Origin of the sequence: Nocardia sp. NPDC056000 (assembly GCF_042269265.1) — a bacterium.
Taxonomy (GTDB): domain Bacteria; phylum Actinomycetota; class Actinomycetes; order Mycobacteriales; family Mycobacteriaceae; genus Nocardia.
In genome coordinates this window covers 167,505-183,003 of record NZ_JBHJXS010000014.1, presented here as the reverse complement: position 1 = coordinate 183,003, position 15,499 = coordinate 167,505, and the positions used below count along the sequence as shown (strand labels likewise).

The following is a 15,499-nucleotide window of genomic DNA, read 5'->3' as shown; positions in this document are numbered from 1 at the left end:
CCATTCCCGCTCGGAGCGGACGAATGATCACCTACGATCGCCTCTATATCGGCGGTTCGTGGACCGAGCCCAGCGAACCGGCGCTGCTGGAGATTCTCTCGCCGCACGATCGGTCGCGCATCGGCCAGGCGGCGCAGGCGCATCCGGCCGATGTGGATCGCGCGGTGGCGGCTGCGCACGCCAGCTTCGACAGCCGGGTGTGGCGCGATACCGCACCCGCCGAGCGAATCACGGTGCTGCGCAAGTTCAATGAGCTGCGTGAAGAGCAAGCCGATCGGATCGCCGAACTCATCACCGCCGAAAACGGTTCCGCCGCATGGTTCACCGGGGCGGGTCAGGCCGCGCTGACCCGGCAGGCGAACGCCTACTTCGCGGCGGCCGAGCGTTTCGACTGGGAGCGCACCCTCACCCCGTCGGATCCGGACGCGCTGGTGCGCAGCGTGGTTCGGCGCGAGCCGGTGGGCGTGGTGGCCGCGGTGATTCCGTGGAATTCGCCGTTCTCCTCCGCGACCTCGAAGATCCTGCCCGCCCTGCTCGCCGGAAATTCGGTGGTGTTGAAGGTATCCCCGGAGAATTCCCTGAGCATGGGCCTGCTGGCCGAGTTGATCGATCGCGTCGAACTGCCCGCGGGCGTGCTCAGTGTGCTTCCCGCGGAACGGGAAACGAGCGAATATCTGATCTCGCATCCGCTGGTGGACAAGATCGCGTTCACCGGCTCGACCGCCGCCGGTCGGCGGATCGCGTCCATCGCGGGCGCGCAGCTCAAACGGGTCAGTCTCGAACTCGGCGGCAAATCGGCGGCGGTGATCCTGCCCGATGCCGAGCTGAGCGCGGTGATGCACGGCCTGAAGTTCGGTTCACTGTTGAACAATGGCGAATCCTGTATCGCGCAGACCAGGATCCTCGCGCCGAATTCCCGCTATGCGGAGGTGGTCGCGGCGCTGGCCGCACTGGTCGGCTCGCTGCCGGTCGGTGATCCGCGCGATCCGGGCACCTTCATCGGGCCGATGGTGCGCGGCGATCAGCAGCAGCGGGTTCGCGACTACATCGAGATCGGGATCGGTGAAGGCGCTCGCGCGGTCTGCGGCGGCCCGCACCTGCCGCCCGGCCTGCATGACGGCTTCTATGTCACGCCAACGGTTTTCGCCGATGTGACCCCGGATATGCGGATCGCCCGGGAGGAGATCTTCGGCCCGGTGCTGGTCGTCATCGGCTACGACGATATCGACGACGCCATCCGCATCGCCAACGATTCCGACTACGGGCTCTCCGGCGGCGTGTGGTCGGCGGACCGGGACGCGGCCATCGCCGTCGCGCGCCGGATTCGGGCCGGGACGGTCACGATCAACGGCGCACCCGTCGGATTCGACGGTCCCTTCGGCGGATTCAAGGCCAGCGGGATCGGCCGCGAATACGGCGCGGTCGGCCTGGGGCAGTACACCGAATACCAGACGATCACCGTCCCGGACCGCGGGTAGAGTGGCTGGGTGCTGATCGAGGAAGTCGACAGAATCCAGCCGCCCAGTCGAAGGCGGCGCTTCTCTCACGCATTCGCCCGGTAATTCGCACCGGGATCTTCGCCTTCGTCTGGCTCCGCCACGTCCGAAATCACGTGCGGCCGCTCTCACGAGCAGGAACGAGTCGACGATCATGTCCACATCCCTATCCACATCCGCTGCCGTCACCCTGCGGAAACTGTCCTTCGAATGGCCCGACGGCACCGTCGCCCTGGCGGGGCTCAACGGCACGCTGGGCACCGGGCGCACCGGTCTGGTCGGTCGCAACGGCGCCGGGAAATCAACGCTGTTGCGTTTGATCGCCGGACTGCTGACCCCGACCTCCGGCAGCGTCGAAACCACCGGCGCGGTGGGCTATCTCCCGCAGACGCTCACCCTCGGCCGCGAGACCACCGTCGCGGGTCTACTCGGGATCGCGGACAAGCTCGCGGCATTGCGCGCGATCGAATCCGGCGACACCGCGGACGAACACTTCGAGACGATCGGCGACGATTGGGACATCGAAGCCCGCGCCGATGAGTCATTGCACGAAATCGGTTTCAGCGCTGCGGATCTGGACCGCCGCGTCGGGGAGCTGTCCGGCGGTGAGGCCGTGCTGGTGGCGATCACCGGGCTGCGCATCCAGCGCACGCCCATCACACTGCTCGATGAGCCGACCAATAACCTCGATCGCGAAACCCGTGCCAAGCTGGCGGGATTCGTGGATTCCTGGCCCGGCGCCCTCATCGTGGTGAGCCACGATCTCGAACTGCTCGAACGCATGGACGCCACCGCGGAACTGCACGGCGCGGCCCTGGAGGTGTTCGGCGGGCCGTACAGCGCCTGGAAGGCGTACGTCGACCAGGAGCAGGCGGCCGCCGTTCAGGCGGCCCGAACCGCCGAACAGGCGTTGAAGGTCGAGAAACGGCAGCGCATCGAGGCCGAGACCAAACTCGCCAGACGCGAGCGCACCGCCCGCGCGACACAGCGGGACGGCGGAATCCCGCGGATTCTCGCGGGCAACCGGGCCAGTCGGGCACAGGGGTCGGCGGGCGCATTGCGCGGCACCCTCGATGCCAAAGTGCAAGCGGCCCAGAGCATTCTGGATACCGCGGCAGCGCGGGTGCGCCAGGACGAGCATATCCGCCTCGAACTGCCCGATCCGGAGGTGCCGCGCAGCCGCCGCATCGCGGAATTGGCGGACGGCGACCATCGCATCGTCATTCAGGGACCCGAACGCGTCGCCCTGATCGGCCCCAATGGGGCGGGCAAATCGACGCTGCTCGAGCAGTTGCGTGCGGGGAGCCATCCGGAACGCGGTGTGCTGCTCACCGATCGGGTGGGATATCTGCCGCAACGCCTGGACAATCTGGACGAGCGGGCCGGTGCCCTCGACAATGTGCGCGCGGTGGCCACCACCGTCGCGCCGGGCACGATCCGAAATCAGCTGGCCCGCCTGCTACTTCGCGGCAGCGGTGTGGATCGGCCGGTGTCGACGCTGTCGGGCGGTGAGCGTTTCCGGGTATCGCTGGCGCGCTTGCTGTTCGCCGATCCGCCGCCGCAACTGCTGATGCTCGACGAACCGACCAACAACCTCGACATCGCCAGTGTGGATCAGCTGGTCGAGGCCCTGGCCGACTACCGCGGCGCGATACTCGTTGTCAGCCATGACTTTCCGTTCCTGCGCCGGATCGGCATAGCGACGGTGGTCGAGCTCGATTCCGGCGGTGGTATGCGGCGTCGCGATTCGCTGTAGACGACAGTGCCGGGTCCGGCTGTATCGCCGGGCCCGGCGCTCACCGTCAGAGGTGGTCGGCGTCGATGATCGCCTGGGCGAACGGCTGCGGCGCTTCCTGCGGCACATTGTGCCCGATGCCGTCGAGGACGCGGTGTTCGTATTTCCCGGTGAACTTGGCGCGGTACGCCTTTCCGTCCTTGGCCGCACCGTCGAAGTCGCTCGCGATCGTGATGGCGGGCACCGATATCGCCGGTCCGGTGGCGAGCCGCTGTTCGTAGGCGTCGTACTGCGGTTCGCCCGGGGCCAGGCTCAAACGCCACCGGTAGTTGGAGATGACGACGTCCACCTGATCGGGGTTGTCGAAGGCGGCGGCGCTGCGGTTGTAGGTGGCGTCGTCGAAATTCCATGCCGGAGAGGCACGTTGCCAGATCAGCCGGTTGAAATCGCGGCGATTGCGTTCATAACCCAGGCGGCCGCGCTCGGTCGAGAAGTAATACTGGTACCACCAGCCCAATTCGGCCTCGGGCGGCAACGGCTGCTGCTGGGCCGCCTGCTGGGTGATGAGGTATCCGCTCACCGCGACCATGGCCTTGACCCGCTCCGGCCACAGCGCCGCGATGATATCGACCGTCCGTGCGCCCCAATCGAATCCGCCGAGCACGGCCCGGTCGATATGCAGCGCGTCCATGAAATCGACGATGTCGCGCGCGATGGCCGACTGCTGCCCGTTGCGCACGCTCTGCGCGGAGCGGAAGGTGGTCTCGCCGTAACCGCGCAGGTACGGCACCAGCACCCGGTAGCCGGACGCGGCCAGCAGCGGTGCCACATCGGCGTAGCTGTACGCGTCATAGGGCCAGCCGTGCAACAGGATCACCGGCTGTCCGGTGGCTGGCCCGAATTCGGCGTACGCCACGTTCAGCGCACCGGCATCGATCTTCTTGATCGGACCGAGGCTGGTATTCGCGCCCGATCCGGCCCGCAGGGCCGCACCCGGAACGGTGGTCGCGGGTGCGGGGTCGGTGGAGCAGGCGGTGAGCGAGGCCGCGGCCAGGCCCGCCGCCAGCGCTCCGGTGAAAAGTCCGCGTCGGTTGATGTTCATGCCGGCAACGCTAGGGAGCGCACCGGCCCCGCCGCGTGCGTCGGATGACGTAATCGGTGTCGGTCCGGACGATCAACCGGCGGTTTCGGCCAGGGTGGGCAGCAGCGCCGCCAGATCCCCGCGCGAGCTGATGCCGAGCTTGGGGAAGATGCGGTGCAGATGGGTGCTGACGGTCCGGTGCGACAGGTACAGCCGCTGCCCGATCTCCCGATTGGTCAGCCCCTGCGCCGCCAATTGCGCGATGCTCAGCTCATGCGGGGTGAGCCGCTCCCGTGCGTCCGGATCGCGGTTCGGGCTGGATTCGCCCGCGCTGCGCAGCTCCAGGCGAGCCCGCTCACTCCACGCGGTGAAGCCCAGGGCGTCGAAAATCTCACGGGCGGTGCGCAAATGCGTGCGGGACTCCACGACCCGGCGCTGTCGCCGCAGCCATTCGCCGTACGCCAGATGCAGGCGGCCGCGTTCGGCGGGCCAGCCGGTGAGATCGGCCGCCAAGGCCGCGGTGAACAGTTCCGCGGCCGACTCCCCGGCCAGAACCGCACGGGCATAGCGCATTCCGATATGCAGGGCGGGCGAGGAGGTGGCCGCCGCCACCGGTTCCAGATCGCGCAGCAGGGCGGTCGCGGCCTCGGTCTGCCCGGCGCGGACCGCGGCCTCGGCGAGTTCGGTGAGGAAGCACGCGCGCAGCGACAACGAATACGACGGGTCGAGGGGGTCGTGGATGCGGGCCAGATCGGTGAAGGCGTCATCGAATCGGCCCTCGCCGAGTGCGATGAGCCCCCGGGACAGTTGCACGTTCGCCAGTACGGGGCGTGCGCCCGCCGCGAGCGCGATCCGTTCGGCGTCCGTGGCGAGGGTCGCGGCCTGCGGGTAATCGCCACGCAGCGCGGCGATTTCGGCCTGGGTCGCGCTGATCGTGGCGTGCATGAAGGGCTGGGCGGTCTCCAGCGCGAAGGCCGCGGACTCCGCCGCGATGGGGGTGGCGGCGGTGAGGTCCCCGAGCCGGGTCAGGCTCGACGCCTGGATGGCGAGTGCCCGGGTGAGCAGCCCCAAGCGCCCGGCCGAACGGAAGCCGAGCGCGGCGGCCGCGGCGAAATGCGCTGCCAGGTCGAATGCGCCGACCTGGTAGGCGGCGCTGCTGAGATAGTGATCGGCCTCGGTATCGCGGCCGGTCGTCGCGGCCAGCACCCGGAGTTGATCCAGGACCTGGTCGCCGCGCTCGAACGGGGCCACGATCGAATCGATGCCGAGCTTGCGATGATCATCGTCGGGAATGCCGAAGGAATCGGCGACCGCGAGCACCGCGCGCCGGGTATCGGGTCCCGGTTCGGACCAGAAGCATCGCGCGGCCGCGCCCCAGAGAATGCGCAGCGCGGCATCGTGGAAACCATCGGCGGCCACCGAGGCGGCCAGCGCGGCCAGTTCACCGATATGCGAAGGGCTTTCGCGCATACCGTCCTCGAATCCGCTGAGCACCCATTTCGCGGTGGCCTCCTGGGCGGCCGTGAGGGGGAGCGCGCGGGCGGCGGCGACCAGTCGTTCGACCGTATCCCGGTGCCCGGAGTCGACGGCCAATTCCGCCGCGCGCAACAGCCGATCCGCGCGGCGGCCGGGCGAAACGCTCAGGGCCGCGGCGCGTTCCAGTGCGACGACCGCACCGCCGCGATGCCGAGACTGTTCGGCGGCCTGCTCCAGAGCCGCGGCCACGGCTTCGTCCGCGCCCGCCGTACCGGCCGCGCGATGCCACAGTTGGCGATCCGGTGACTCCTCGAGCGCTTCGGCCAGTGCCAGGTGTGCGCGGCGGCGTTCCGCATCGGTCGCCGCCGCCACCAGGGCGGACCGAACCAGCGGATGGCGGAAGGTCACCGTGCCCGAGCCGATGCTGATCAAGCGGGCGGTCACGGCCGGTGCGAATACCTCGGTGGTTACCGCGGATGCCAGCAGAATCCCCGTGGCGGTGAGTGTTTCGGTGGCCGAGTCGCCGTCGTCGAGTGCCGCGACCAACAAAGCCGATCGCGTCGGCCCGGGCAGTGCCGCGCCGCGGGCGGAGAAAGCCTGTTCGAGCCGCTCGGTCAAGGGCAGGACCGGGGCGGCATCACCGAGATCCACCGCCGCCGTGGGCAATTCGGTCAGCGCCAGCGGGTTGCCGTGCGACTCGGCGAGTACTCGCCGTCGCAGTTGCGCGGGCAGGTCCGGTGCGATGTCGTCGAGCAGTGCCGTCGCGGCGTCTTCGGGCAGCGGGCCGAGCCGCAGTACCGAGAGTCCGACGGTGCGCAGCGGCGACTCGGTGGCGGCGCGCAGGGTGGCCAGCATCGCGACGGCTTCGGAATCGATGCGCCGCGCCACGAAGGCCAGCACCTCGGCGCTGGCCGGATCGAGCCAGTGCGCGTCCTCGGCGACCACCAGCACCGCGCGCTCGGCTCCCGAGTCCGCGAGCAGGGTCAGGGCCGCCATGCCGACCAGGTGCACGCTCGGCTCGGCGGTGCTGTCCGACATGCCCAAAGCGGTTGTCAGCGCGTCGAACTGGCGCGGCGGCAGCGCGTCGAACTCGCGCCGCAGCGGGTACAGGAGCTGATGCAGTCCGGCGAACACCAGGGTGCTCTCGGCTTCCGCCCCGGCGGTGCGCAGCACCCGCAGCCCCGCGGCGTTCGCGGCGGTGACGGTCCGCTCCACCAGGGTCGACTTCCCGATGCCGGGTTCGCCCTCGAGCAGGATGCCGGCGTGCTCGCCGGGGCCGTCCACGAGCGCGGCCAGCTCTTTCAGTTCGCTGTCGCGTCCGAACAACGGCATGGTGACTCTCCTCCCGGTCCCGCGGGTACGAGTCCGGAGGCAGACCCTACCGAAACTGGATTACGTCAAGACAGCGTCATCCGACAGATTCGGCGCACCACCGTCGGAGGCCAAGGTAATTCCATGGCTACCGTTCGTTTTCACCTCATGTCCACGCTGTCTCACGCCGAAGTCCTGCACGTGCTCACCGACTTCGGCCCCACCCGCCCCGAGGCATGGCCGAGCATCGACGCCGAGCATTTCGTCGTCCATGCCCGCGGCGATGATTGGGCCGAGGTCACCGAGGGCACCGCCGCCGCCTGGGAGCGCGCCCGCTACCAGTGGGATCCGGCGGGCGACACCGTCACCATCACCACCCTGGATTCCAAACTCTTCGGCGCGGGCGGCGGCTGGGTCTTCCGCATCACCCCCGAGCTCTCCGGCAGCCGCGTCGACGTCGAATTGACCCGGACCCCAAAGGCATTCAAGGGCAAGCTGCTGGCGGCGCTCCTACCCCTGATCGGCCCGTCCTCGCTACGCAAGTCCTTCGCCACCCCACTGCGGGCCGCGTGATGTCGCACACCGAATACCCCACAATCGCAACCCTTTTCGTCTGCGGCCCGATCGCCATGCTGATCTGGTCCGAGACCGCGGTACTGCACGGCCGCGGACCCTCCGCGCGCGAACTCCGCTGACGGGGAACGGAACCCGGGCGCACACCGCTCGACAGCACGACCTCGGTCGAGCCCGGGTACCGTCAACGCCTGTTCATCGTGATGTTCAGAGGAGTTGACGCGTGGCACTGGGGTGGGTAACCGAACGGACCGTGGGGGACCGATCGGAGGGGGTGGTTCCGGACCGGTCGACACCGGACGGAAATCACCCCGGGGGTGGTCGCTTCACCTCGCTCGGGCGGCGAATCCGCTCGGCGCGAATCGATCTCATCGTCGCCGGCGGTTATCTGTCGCTGGCGGTGCTCGTACTTTCCCGGCTGTGGGCGCATCCGCGCAGCGGGTATCTGATCAAGAGCGATCAGGACCAAACCCTGTACGAGTGGTTCTTCGCGCTGACGGCGCACAAGATCACCAACTTCGAGAATCCGTTCAGCACGTCGATGCAGAACTTCCCCGACGGCGTGAACCTGATGGCCAACACCCTCATGTACGGGTTCGGCATACCGCTCACGCCCGTCACGCTGCTGTTCGGGCCGACCGTCACCTTCGCGCTGGCGCTCACCCTGGGGCTGTCCGGTACCGCGTTCGCCTGGTATCTGGTGTTCTCGCGTGAACTGGTGACATCGAAGTTCGCCGCGGCCGTCGGCGGTACGTTCTGCGGGTTCGCGCCCGCCATGATCTCGCACACCAACGGCCACCCGAATTACGTTGTTCTGGTCCTGCTTCCGTTCATCGCCATGCGGGTCATCCGGATGGCGCGGCGGGTGAACGACGCCCCGGAGCACGGCACGGCACCGCGGCCGCGGGATTCCATCGCGCTGGGTCTGCTGGTCGCCATGCAGATCGCGCTGGGTGAGGAGCCGCTGCTGCTGTTCGCATTGAGCTTCGCGGTCTTCGGACTGGCCTACCTGCGCACCCGCCGCGCCATCGCAGCCACGCTGCGCACCATCGCCCGGCCGGTACTGCTCGCGGCGCTGATCACCCTGACGCTCACCACGATTCCGCTGTGGTGGCAGTTCCTCGGCACGCAGTCCTATGGCTTCGTCGGCCACGGCCGCGTCGGCAACGACCTGCTGACGCTGTTCCAGTTCTCCTCGTTCTCGGCGGGCGGGACCTTCTCCTTCGGACCCGATGTGAGCATCAACCCGACCGAGCACAACACCTACTTCGGCTGGCCGCTGCTGCTGCTCGGTGCGGTCACCGCGTACTTCCTGCGGCACGAGCGCATCGTGCGAGCGGCCCTGACCGTCATCGTCGTGTTCATCGCCCTGTCCCTGGGCATCGTGCTGTTCATCGGCGGCTTCTTCACCGGGGTGCCCATGCCGTGGTTCGTCTTCGGCTGGATCCCACCGTTCAACGGGATGATCGAATCCCGCTTCGCCATGGCGGCCATCCCGCCGATCGCGATCATCCTGACCCTGGGCACACAGCGCGCGATCGATCACCGGCGCACCGCCACCACCCGGTGGCAGCCCATAGTCTGGTTCACCGCCCTGGCCTGCGCCCTACTGCCCATCACCCCGACCATGCTGCCGGTGGTGGAACGCACCGCCACCCCCGCCTTCTTCACCGATGGCGCTGTGCGCCGGTACATCTCGGACGGCTCCGTGGTGATCGTGCCCCCGCCCACCCCCGTCGACGCCGTCGCCCTGCGCTGGCAACTCGACTCCGACTTCACCTTCCCCCTGGTCGGCGGCTACTACGTCGGCCCCGGCGTGGACAAGTCGGCCCACTACGGCCCCGTAACCCGCCCCACCGGCAACATGCTCACCCTGATCCGCATGTTCGGCACAATCCCGGCAATCGACCCGCCCGCCCGCGACCAAGCCCTCGCGGACCTGCGCTTCTGGCACGCCGACGTGGTGGTCCTCCCACCCACCACCAACACCGACGCCCTCCGCAGCGCCATCGACCAACTCCTGGGCCTCCCCGCCCAACAGGTCGACGGCGTCTGGCTCTGGGACGTCCGCCCCCTGCTCTGACCCGCCTCCCGCCAATCACCCTCGACACCGAAAGTGATTGGCGGGGAACAGGTTCAGCACCAACGAAAGATGGCCCCGACCGTTGCCGGTCGGGGCCATCCTGTGGTGCGCCATCAGGGACTCGAACCCCGAACCCGCTGATTAAGAGTCAGCTGCTCTGCCAATTGAGCTAATGGCGCGTGTTTGCTCTGCTTCGGGGCTTTCCTGTCCGGTTGGCCTCTCTGCGGTGCGGAAGAAACATTAACAGGAGGTGTGGCAGAAAGTGAAATCGGTACGTTGAGCTGGGTTTTTGGGGGAGGGGGCGATCTTGCGGGTGGGTGTTAACGAATTGGGGGTTGGTACGGATGAACCGGTCGAGCCCTAGCGGGGGTGCGGTATCGGCGTGTGGTGAGGGCGTACGGCCTGGCAGAATGGTCGGGGCGTGGTCTCGGCCGAACCCCGTGGGCGTGGTGGTCGAGCAGGCGTGGTCGGGGCGAATTCTCCGGGCCGACACACGCACCGAGACATGGAGTGGGGTTGTAATGAGCAATGGTCAGGGCCGTTCGACGCGGTGGCGGGGATCCGTAGCCGTGCTGTCCGTGCTGGCGCTTGCGCTGGTGGGGTGCTCTTCGGGGAACTCGTCGAAGGATTCCTCCTCTGTCGCAATCGATTCCAATCCGGTCAGCGAATTGGTGAAGCCGAAGCTGGTCTCGCCCATCAAGGATGGGCAGAAGGGCGTCTCGCCCGGCGATCCGCTGGTGCTGCAGGTGCAGGACGGCAAGCTCACCAATGTGACGCTCACCAATCCCGAGGGCAAGGCGGTCGGCGGTGAACTCGCCAAGGACGGCCTGTCCTGGAAGCTGACCGAGCAGTTGGGCTTCGCACGCACCTACAAGCTGGCCGTGGAGGCCATCGGCCTGGGTGGTGCGAGCACCTCGACCATGAGTTTCAGCACCATCTCGCCGAATAACCGCACCCACCCGTACCTGCTGCCCGCCGAGAACGAAGTGGTCGGCATCGGCCAGCCGGTCGCCGTGCAGTTCGACGAGAACATCCCGGACCGCAAGGCCGCCCAGAATGCGATCAAAATCACCACGACCCCCGCAGTGGAGGGCGCCTTCTACTGGGTGAACAACCGCGAAGTGCGGTGGCGGCCCGAGCATTACTGGGCACCCGGCACCAAGATCGATATCGCCGTGAACGTCTACGGCAAGGATCTGGGCAACGGCCTGGTCGGCGACACCGACATCACCTCGAGCTTCACCATCGGCGAGGCGACGATCTTCTCCGCCGACGACAACACCAAGATGGTGACCGTCGAGAAGAACGGCCAGGTGGTCAAGACCATGCCGACCTCGATGGGCAAGGACTCCACCCCCACCGATAACGGCGTCTACATCGTCGGCGACCGCTTCGACAAGATCATCATGGATTCCTCCACCTACGGTGTGGCGGTCAACTCGCCCGCGGGCTACAAGACGCCGGTGGACTGGGCGACCCGAATCTCCTACTCCGGCATCTTCTTCCACTCCGCACCGTGGTCGGTCGGCCAGCAGGGCTACAGCAACACCAGCCACGGCTGCCTGAACCTGAGCCCCGCCGACGCCCGCTGGGTGTACGAGAACTCCAAGCGCGGTGACATCACCATCGTGAAGAACACCGTCGGCGGCACGCTGTCCGGTGTGGACGGTTTGGGCGACTGGAATATCCCGTGGACGCAGTGGAAGGCCGGCAACGCCGACGACAACCGCTGATCCACAGACGCGAAGAAGGGCTCCGGCGGTCAAGCCGGAGCCCTTCTTACTGCTCGATCGTGTGCCCCCCGAAGTACCTACAGGGTGGGCAGTCCGAGGCTGCCTTTGCCGTTCAGGCTGTCGCAGCCGAAGCTGGCATTGCCCAGGACGGTGGCCGCACTACCGGTGACCGCGCACAGTGACTTGTAGTCACCCAGCAGCATCTTGTCCAGATTCGGCAGGCCGAACGATCCGGTGCCGGTGGAGCCGGTGGTCGCGAGCCCGCCCGAGCTACCGGTCTTCGCCGATCCCGAGGCTGAGCCCGAAACCGACGCCTCCATGGGATCGTCGCTCTGAGTCTTGCTCGAGGCGTCCGTGAGAGTGATCTCCGCGGAGGCGACCGCGGGAGCGGCGCTCAGAATCGCCGCCGTGGCCAGCAGAGTTGTTACGGTACAACGCTTCACGTAATGGTCTTCCTTGATCGAGCCTGGGTCGGGGGCCCCGACCTCCCCCATGTGAGAAGCAGTCTACGAAGATCAAGTGGTATGCGCCACAAAATCAGGTCCAGTGCTGTTTCAGTCACAACCGGAGTGGGTAGATCACCCGATGCGAGCGATCGCTCGCACGGGCGCTCCATCCGCGCCGGGCAGGTTCAGGGGGAGTAGGGATACCTCCACGCGATGACCCAGCTGCTGTTCGCTCAGCACCCGGTCCAGCGCGGTGAGATTCTCGGCGATCACAGCGTGCGCGCCGCACAGGATCCTATGTGACGGAATGTCTTGCGCCGGAGTCGGATCCACACTCAGCGTATCGATCCCGACGGTCCGGATCCCGGACTCGACCAGGTAGGCGGCGGCCGCCGGATCCAGATACGGATGGGCCAGGTAATCCGGTGTTCCCCAGTGCTCCGACCAGCCGGTGGCGACCAGCACGATCTGCCCCGCGCCGATCTTGCCCTCGAAATACTCCCGGCCGATCGCCGTGCGCGGCCCCAGGCCCCGCGCGTCCACCACCACCGCCGGTCCGAGGAACTGCTCCAGCGGCAGCGCGTCCAGTGTGGGCAGGGCGTCATCGATATGCATCGGCGCGTCCACATGCGTCCCGGTCTGCGAGCCCATATCCACGTGCAGCACATTCACACCGTCGACGGCGACGGTCAGCGCCGGGCGAATGCTCACCTCGGGATCACCGGGATACACGGGCATTGCGGTCCGCAACGGGACCGACAGGTCGATGATGCGCACGCGCTCAGCCTAGAACCCGAAGCTCAGGCGGTCGCGCCGAACCAGTTCTCGAGGGCCTCACCGAGGCCCGGCAGCCCGGGTTCATCGGTTGCCCAGGTCGCGTAGCCGTCCGGGCGGATCAGGATTGCGGCGGGGACCGGGATCGGGCCCACGGCGGGGATGTGCCACGGCGTTCCCGGGGTTTCGGCGGTGACGATGTCGATGCGGTCACCCCATTCCGGGCTGATCGGGGCCTCGGTTCCATTGAGCAGCAGCAGGATTGGACGGGCCCGGCGCAGCAGTTCGTAGACGCGGGTGCGATCGGTGGTCGTCAGGGTGGCGTCGGGGACGCGGCGGCCCGCCAGGGGGTGCTCGCATTTGGTGTCGTAGTGGATATCCAGGGCGGTTATCTCCAGGCCGAGGCGGTGCCGGACCGGATCGGTGGCGATGAGGTCGCTCATGACATCGCGCAGGGCGTCGGAATGCGCGCCCGGGCGCATGAGGGCGGTCTGCGCGCGGGTGTTGTGCAGGACGCGAGCGGCGATGGGGTGGCGCTCGGATTCATAGGTGTCCAACAGGGTTTCGGGGGCGGTGCCGTGCACGGCGGCCGCGAGTTTCCAGCCGAGGTTGACCGCGTCCTGGATCCCGAGGTTCTGGCCCTGACCGCCCGCCGGATTGTGGATATGCGCGGCATCGCCCGCGAGGAAGACCCGGCCGGTTCGGTAGCGCTCGGCCTGGCGGGCCGAATCGCCGTAGTGGGTGACCCAGCGCGGGCTGTGCATACCGAAATCCGTGCCCGCGAGTTCGGTGAAGTGGGCGCGGAAATCCTCGAAGGTCAATTCGGTGCCGCGCGGCAGCACCAGATCGTGGCGTTGCACGATAAGCCGGTACCAGCCGGGCTCGAATTGGATGGCGGAGTAGTCGCCCGCGGCGCTGCGGCGGCCGAAGAACGGTGCGGCGGGCGGATCGGCGAGTTCGACATCGGCGAGCATGCCGGTGGCGGTGGCATCGGTGCCCGGAAAGCCGATCCCGGCGAGCTTGCGGACCGAACTGCGGCCGCCGTCGCAGCCGACCAGATAGGCGGCGCGCACGGTGCGCGGATGCGCGCCACCGAGCTCGACCCGCACGCCCGAATCATCCTGCGAGAAGCCGGTGACGGGTGAATCCCACACCGTGTCGACGCCCAATTCGATTGCGCGGCCTTCGAGTTCGCGTTCCATCACCGATTGCAGGATGGCCAGCATGTACGGGTGCTCGGTGTCGAAGTCGCTGAAGTCCAGCGGCAGTCCGCCGAAGTGACCGGCCTGCATGCGACGGCCCTGCGGGAGCAGCCGGTCGAGCAGGCCGCGCTGATCCAGGATCTCCATGCTGCGGGCGTGAATGCCACCGGCCCGCGATTCGCCGGTGCGGGCGGGGAGTCCATCGACCAGGGCCACCCGGACTCCGGCCAGGCGCAGTTCGCTGGCGAGCATGAGCCCGGTCGGTCCGCTACCGGCGATGACGACGTCCGTGGTCTCCATGACAATCTCCTTAACAACGTTAAATCCTTAACGTCGTTAAGGAGACCAGAACGCTGTTAAGGTGTCAAGGGTGAGCGAGAAACCGGCTGTGAAGCTCGATACCAAGGCCATTGCCCGGGCCGCCCTCGAGCTGCTGGACGAGGCCGGGCTCGACGGACTGACCATGCGCAAGGTCGCCGCCGCGCTGAATGTGCAAGCGCCCGCGCTGTATTGGCATGTCAAGAACAAACGCGAACTGCTCGACGCCATGGCCCAGCACATCTTCGTGGCCGCCGTGGAGGGGCTGGAAGCGCCGCGCCAAGGGGTGGACTGGCGGGACTGGCTCATCGAACTCGCACAGCGGCTGCGGCAGTCCATGCTGCGCTACCCGGACGGCGCGCGCGTGGCCGCGGGCACCTTCATCAGTGACGAAGCCATGTGGCGCACGGTGGAATTGACCCTGCGCACGCTGGAGGACGCCGGACTGGCCCGGGATTCGGCCGAACGCGTCTTCCCCATCCTGCTGCACTACACCACCGGATTCGTCATCGAGGAGCAGGCGCGGACGGGGGTGGAATACGCCGAAAACCCTTATGCGGAGGGACAACTGGAGCAGGCCGTCGATTCCGGCCGCTATCCGCGCACCGCTCGCATGATCGCCGGTTTCGCGGCCGTCGACCCGGATGTGGAATATCTCACCGGGCTCCGCGTCATACTCGCCGGGATCGAGGCCGCGCCGGAGTAGCGGGCGCGCCCGACCGTGAAAACGACTGTTCCGGAAACGGATTCAGCCGCGATCCGATGGGATCGCGGCTGACCGTCTGCGGGACTGTGGAATTCGATTACAGCTTGTCGGCGCGGATGCGGACCGCCGTGCCGTAGGCGCAGATCTCCTGGCCGATATCGGCGAAATCGTTGGCGTCGAAGCGCATTGCCAGTACGGCGTCCGCGCCGAGCTCCAGCGCGTGCTCGACCAGACGCTGCCTGGCCTCCTCGCGGCTGTCGGACAGCATCTTGGTCATACCCTTGAGTTCACCGCCGAACATGGACTTCAGGCCCGCGCCCAGCTGTGAGCCGAGGTGGCGGCTGCGCACGGTGAGGCCGAAGACATCGCCGAGCACCTCGGTCACCTGGTAGCCGGGCAGATCATTCATGGTGCTGACGATGACGTGGTCGGTCCCGATGCGGGAGTGGTCCTCATTGACGCTCATGGCGTTTCCTCTCGTCGATTCGTACCCCTCGATCCTCGGTAATCGGGGGTGCGCTCGACATCGCCCGCAGGTCCCGAGCCGATCGGTCTCAGGTCCCGA

General features: G+C 67.6%; 13 protein-coding genes and 1 tRNA gene. 7 read left to right on the top strand and 7 right to left on the bottom strand.

Features of this window, described 5'->3' with window-relative positions; translation table 11 throughout:
* The first annotated feature begins 23 nt into the window (after positions 1–23).
* On the top strand, positions 24–1,478 hold the full coding sequence (locus ACFC4D_RS36055) for an aldehyde dehydrogenase (protein ID WP_376070092.1): 1,455 nt from the start codon (positions 24–26) through the stop codon (positions 1,476–1,478).
* 172 nt (positions 1,479–1,650) lie between these two features.
* On the top strand, positions 1,651–3,252 hold the full coding sequence (locus ACFC4D_RS36050; RefSeq protein WP_376070089.1) for an ABC-F family ATP-binding cassette domain-containing protein: 1,602 nt from the start codon (positions 1,651–1,653) through the stop codon (positions 3,250–3,252).
* A gap of 46 nt (positions 3,253–3,298) precedes the next feature.
* Here ACFC4D_RS36050 and ACFC4D_RS36045 read toward each other — a convergent pair whose 3' ends face one another.
* Entirely contained in the window at positions 3,299–4,333 is a 1,035-nt protein-coding gene (locus tag ACFC4D_RS36045; RefSeq protein WP_364629151.1) for an alpha/beta hydrolase, read from the bottom strand.
* A gap of 72 nt (positions 4,334–4,405) precedes the next feature.
* Positions 4,406–7,120: an AAA family ATPase gene (locus ACFC4D_RS36040; RefSeq protein WP_376070085.1), complete on the bottom strand. Its 2,715-nt coding sequence runs from the start codon at positions 7,118–7,120 to the stop codon at positions 4,406–4,408.
* 123 nt (positions 7,121–7,243) lie between these two features.
* On the opposite strand from ACFC4D_RS36040, the gene ACFC4D_RS36035 reads away from it, so the two are divergent.
* From ACFC4D_RS36035 to ACFC4D_RS36025, 3 genes are all read left to right on the top strand, one after another.
* Positions 7,244–7,672 (top strand): hypothetical protein, encoded by a 429-nt coding sequence (locus ACFC4D_RS36035; RefSeq protein ID WP_376070082.1) that lies wholly within the window; start codon positions 7,244–7,246, stop codon positions 7,670–7,672.
* Complete coding sequence (locus ACFC4D_RS36030; protein WP_376070079.1) at positions 7,672–7,794, top strand: hypothetical protein; 123 nt, start codon at positions 7,672–7,674, stop codon at positions 7,792–7,794. The genes ACFC4D_RS36035 and ACFC4D_RS36030 overlap by 1 nt, the downstream gene beginning before the upstream one ends.
* 101 nt (positions 7,795–7,895) lie before the next feature.
* On the top strand, positions 7,896–9,755 hold the full coding sequence (locus ACFC4D_RS36025; RefSeq protein WP_376070076.1) for a glycosyl transferase: 1,860 nt from the start codon (positions 7,896–7,898) through the stop codon (positions 9,753–9,755).
* A 103-nt stretch (positions 9,756–9,858) separates the two neighbouring features.
* On the opposite strand, the gene ACFC4D_RS36020 is transcribed toward ACFC4D_RS36025, so the two are convergent.
* Positions 9,859–9,934, bottom strand: a tRNA-Lys gene (locus ACFC4D_RS36020).
* Between the two features lie 342 nt (positions 9,935–10,276).
* Here ACFC4D_RS36020 and ACFC4D_RS36015 point away from each other — a divergent pair.
* Positions 10,277–11,488, top strand: coding sequence for an Ig-like domain-containing protein (locus ACFC4D_RS36015; protein ID WP_376070074.1), 1,212 nt, complete (start codon positions 10,277–10,279; stop codon positions 11,486–11,488).
* A 77-nt stretch (positions 11,489–11,565) separates the two neighbouring features.
* Here ACFC4D_RS36015 and ACFC4D_RS36010 read toward each other — a convergent pair whose 3' ends face one another.
* The 3 genes from ACFC4D_RS36010 to ACFC4D_RS36000 all read right to left on the bottom strand — a co-directional run bounded on the left by ACFC4D_RS36010 (position 11,566) and on the right by ACFC4D_RS36000 (position 14,210).
* Entirely contained in the window at positions 11,566–11,931 is a 366-nt protein-coding gene (locus tag ACFC4D_RS36010; RefSeq protein ID WP_376070071.1) for a hypothetical protein, read from the bottom strand.
* Between the two features lie 135 nt (positions 11,932–12,066).
* On the bottom strand, positions 12,067–12,711 hold the full coding sequence (locus ACFC4D_RS36005) for a cyclase family protein (RefSeq protein WP_376070068.1): 645 nt from the start codon (positions 12,709–12,711) through the stop codon (positions 12,067–12,069).
* A 23-nt stretch (positions 12,712–12,734) separates the two neighbouring features.
* Entirely contained in the window at positions 12,735–14,210 is a 1,476-nt protein-coding gene (locus ACFC4D_RS36000) for an FAD-dependent monooxygenase (RefSeq protein WP_376070065.1), read from the bottom strand.
* 70 nt (positions 14,211–14,280) lie between these two features.
* On the opposite strand from ACFC4D_RS36000, the gene ACFC4D_RS35995 reads away from it, so the two are divergent.
* Entirely contained in the window at positions 14,281–14,934 is a 654-nt protein-coding gene (locus ACFC4D_RS35995) for a TetR/AcrR family transcriptional regulator C-terminal domain-containing protein (protein WP_375955464.1), read from the top strand.
* 97 nt (positions 14,935–15,031) lie between these two features.
* Here the strand turns inward: ACFC4D_RS35995 and ACFC4D_RS35990 are convergent, their stop codons facing one another.
* Positions 15,032–15,400, bottom strand: a complete 369-nt coding sequence (locus tag ACFC4D_RS35990) for a YbjQ family protein (RefSeq protein WP_375955463.1) — start codon at positions 15,398–15,400, stop codon at positions 15,032–15,034.
* Positions 15,401–15,499 lie beyond the last annotated feature (99 nt).

Coding starts and splice junctions, on each gene's coding strand:
- ACFC4D_RS36055 (WP_376070092.1), top strand. CDS start 24: ATGATCACCTACGATCGCCTCTATATCGGCGGTTCGTGGACCGAGCCC.
- ACFC4D_RS36050 (WP_376070089.1), top strand. CDS start 1,651: ATGTCCACATCCCTATCCACATCCGCTGCCGTCACCCTGCGGAAACTG.
- ACFC4D_RS36045 (WP_364629151.1), bottom strand. CDS start 4,333: ATGAACATCAACCGACGCGGACTTTTCACCGGAGCGCTGGCGGCGGGC.
- ACFC4D_RS36040 (WP_376070085.1), bottom strand. CDS start 7,120: ATGCCGTTGTTCGGACGCGACAGCGAACTGAAAGAGCTGGCCGCGCTC.
- ACFC4D_RS36035 (WP_376070082.1), top strand. CDS start 7,244: ATGGCTACCGTTCGTTTTCACCTCATGTCCACGCTGTCTCACGCCGAA.
- ACFC4D_RS36030 (WP_376070079.1), top strand. CDS start 7,672: ATGTCGCACACCGAATACCCCACAATCGCAACCCTTTTCGTCTGCGGC.
- ACFC4D_RS36015 (WP_376070074.1), top strand. CDS start 10,277: ATGAGCAATGGTCAGGGCCGTTCGACGCGGTGGCGGGGATCCGTAGCC.
- ACFC4D_RS36000 (WP_376070065.1), bottom strand. CDS start 14,210: ATGGAGACCACGGACGTCGTCATCGCCGGTAGCGGACCGACCGGGCTC.
- ACFC4D_RS35990 (WP_375955463.1), bottom strand. CDS start 15,400: ATGAGCGTCAATGAGGACCACTCCCGCATCGGGACCGACCACGTCATC.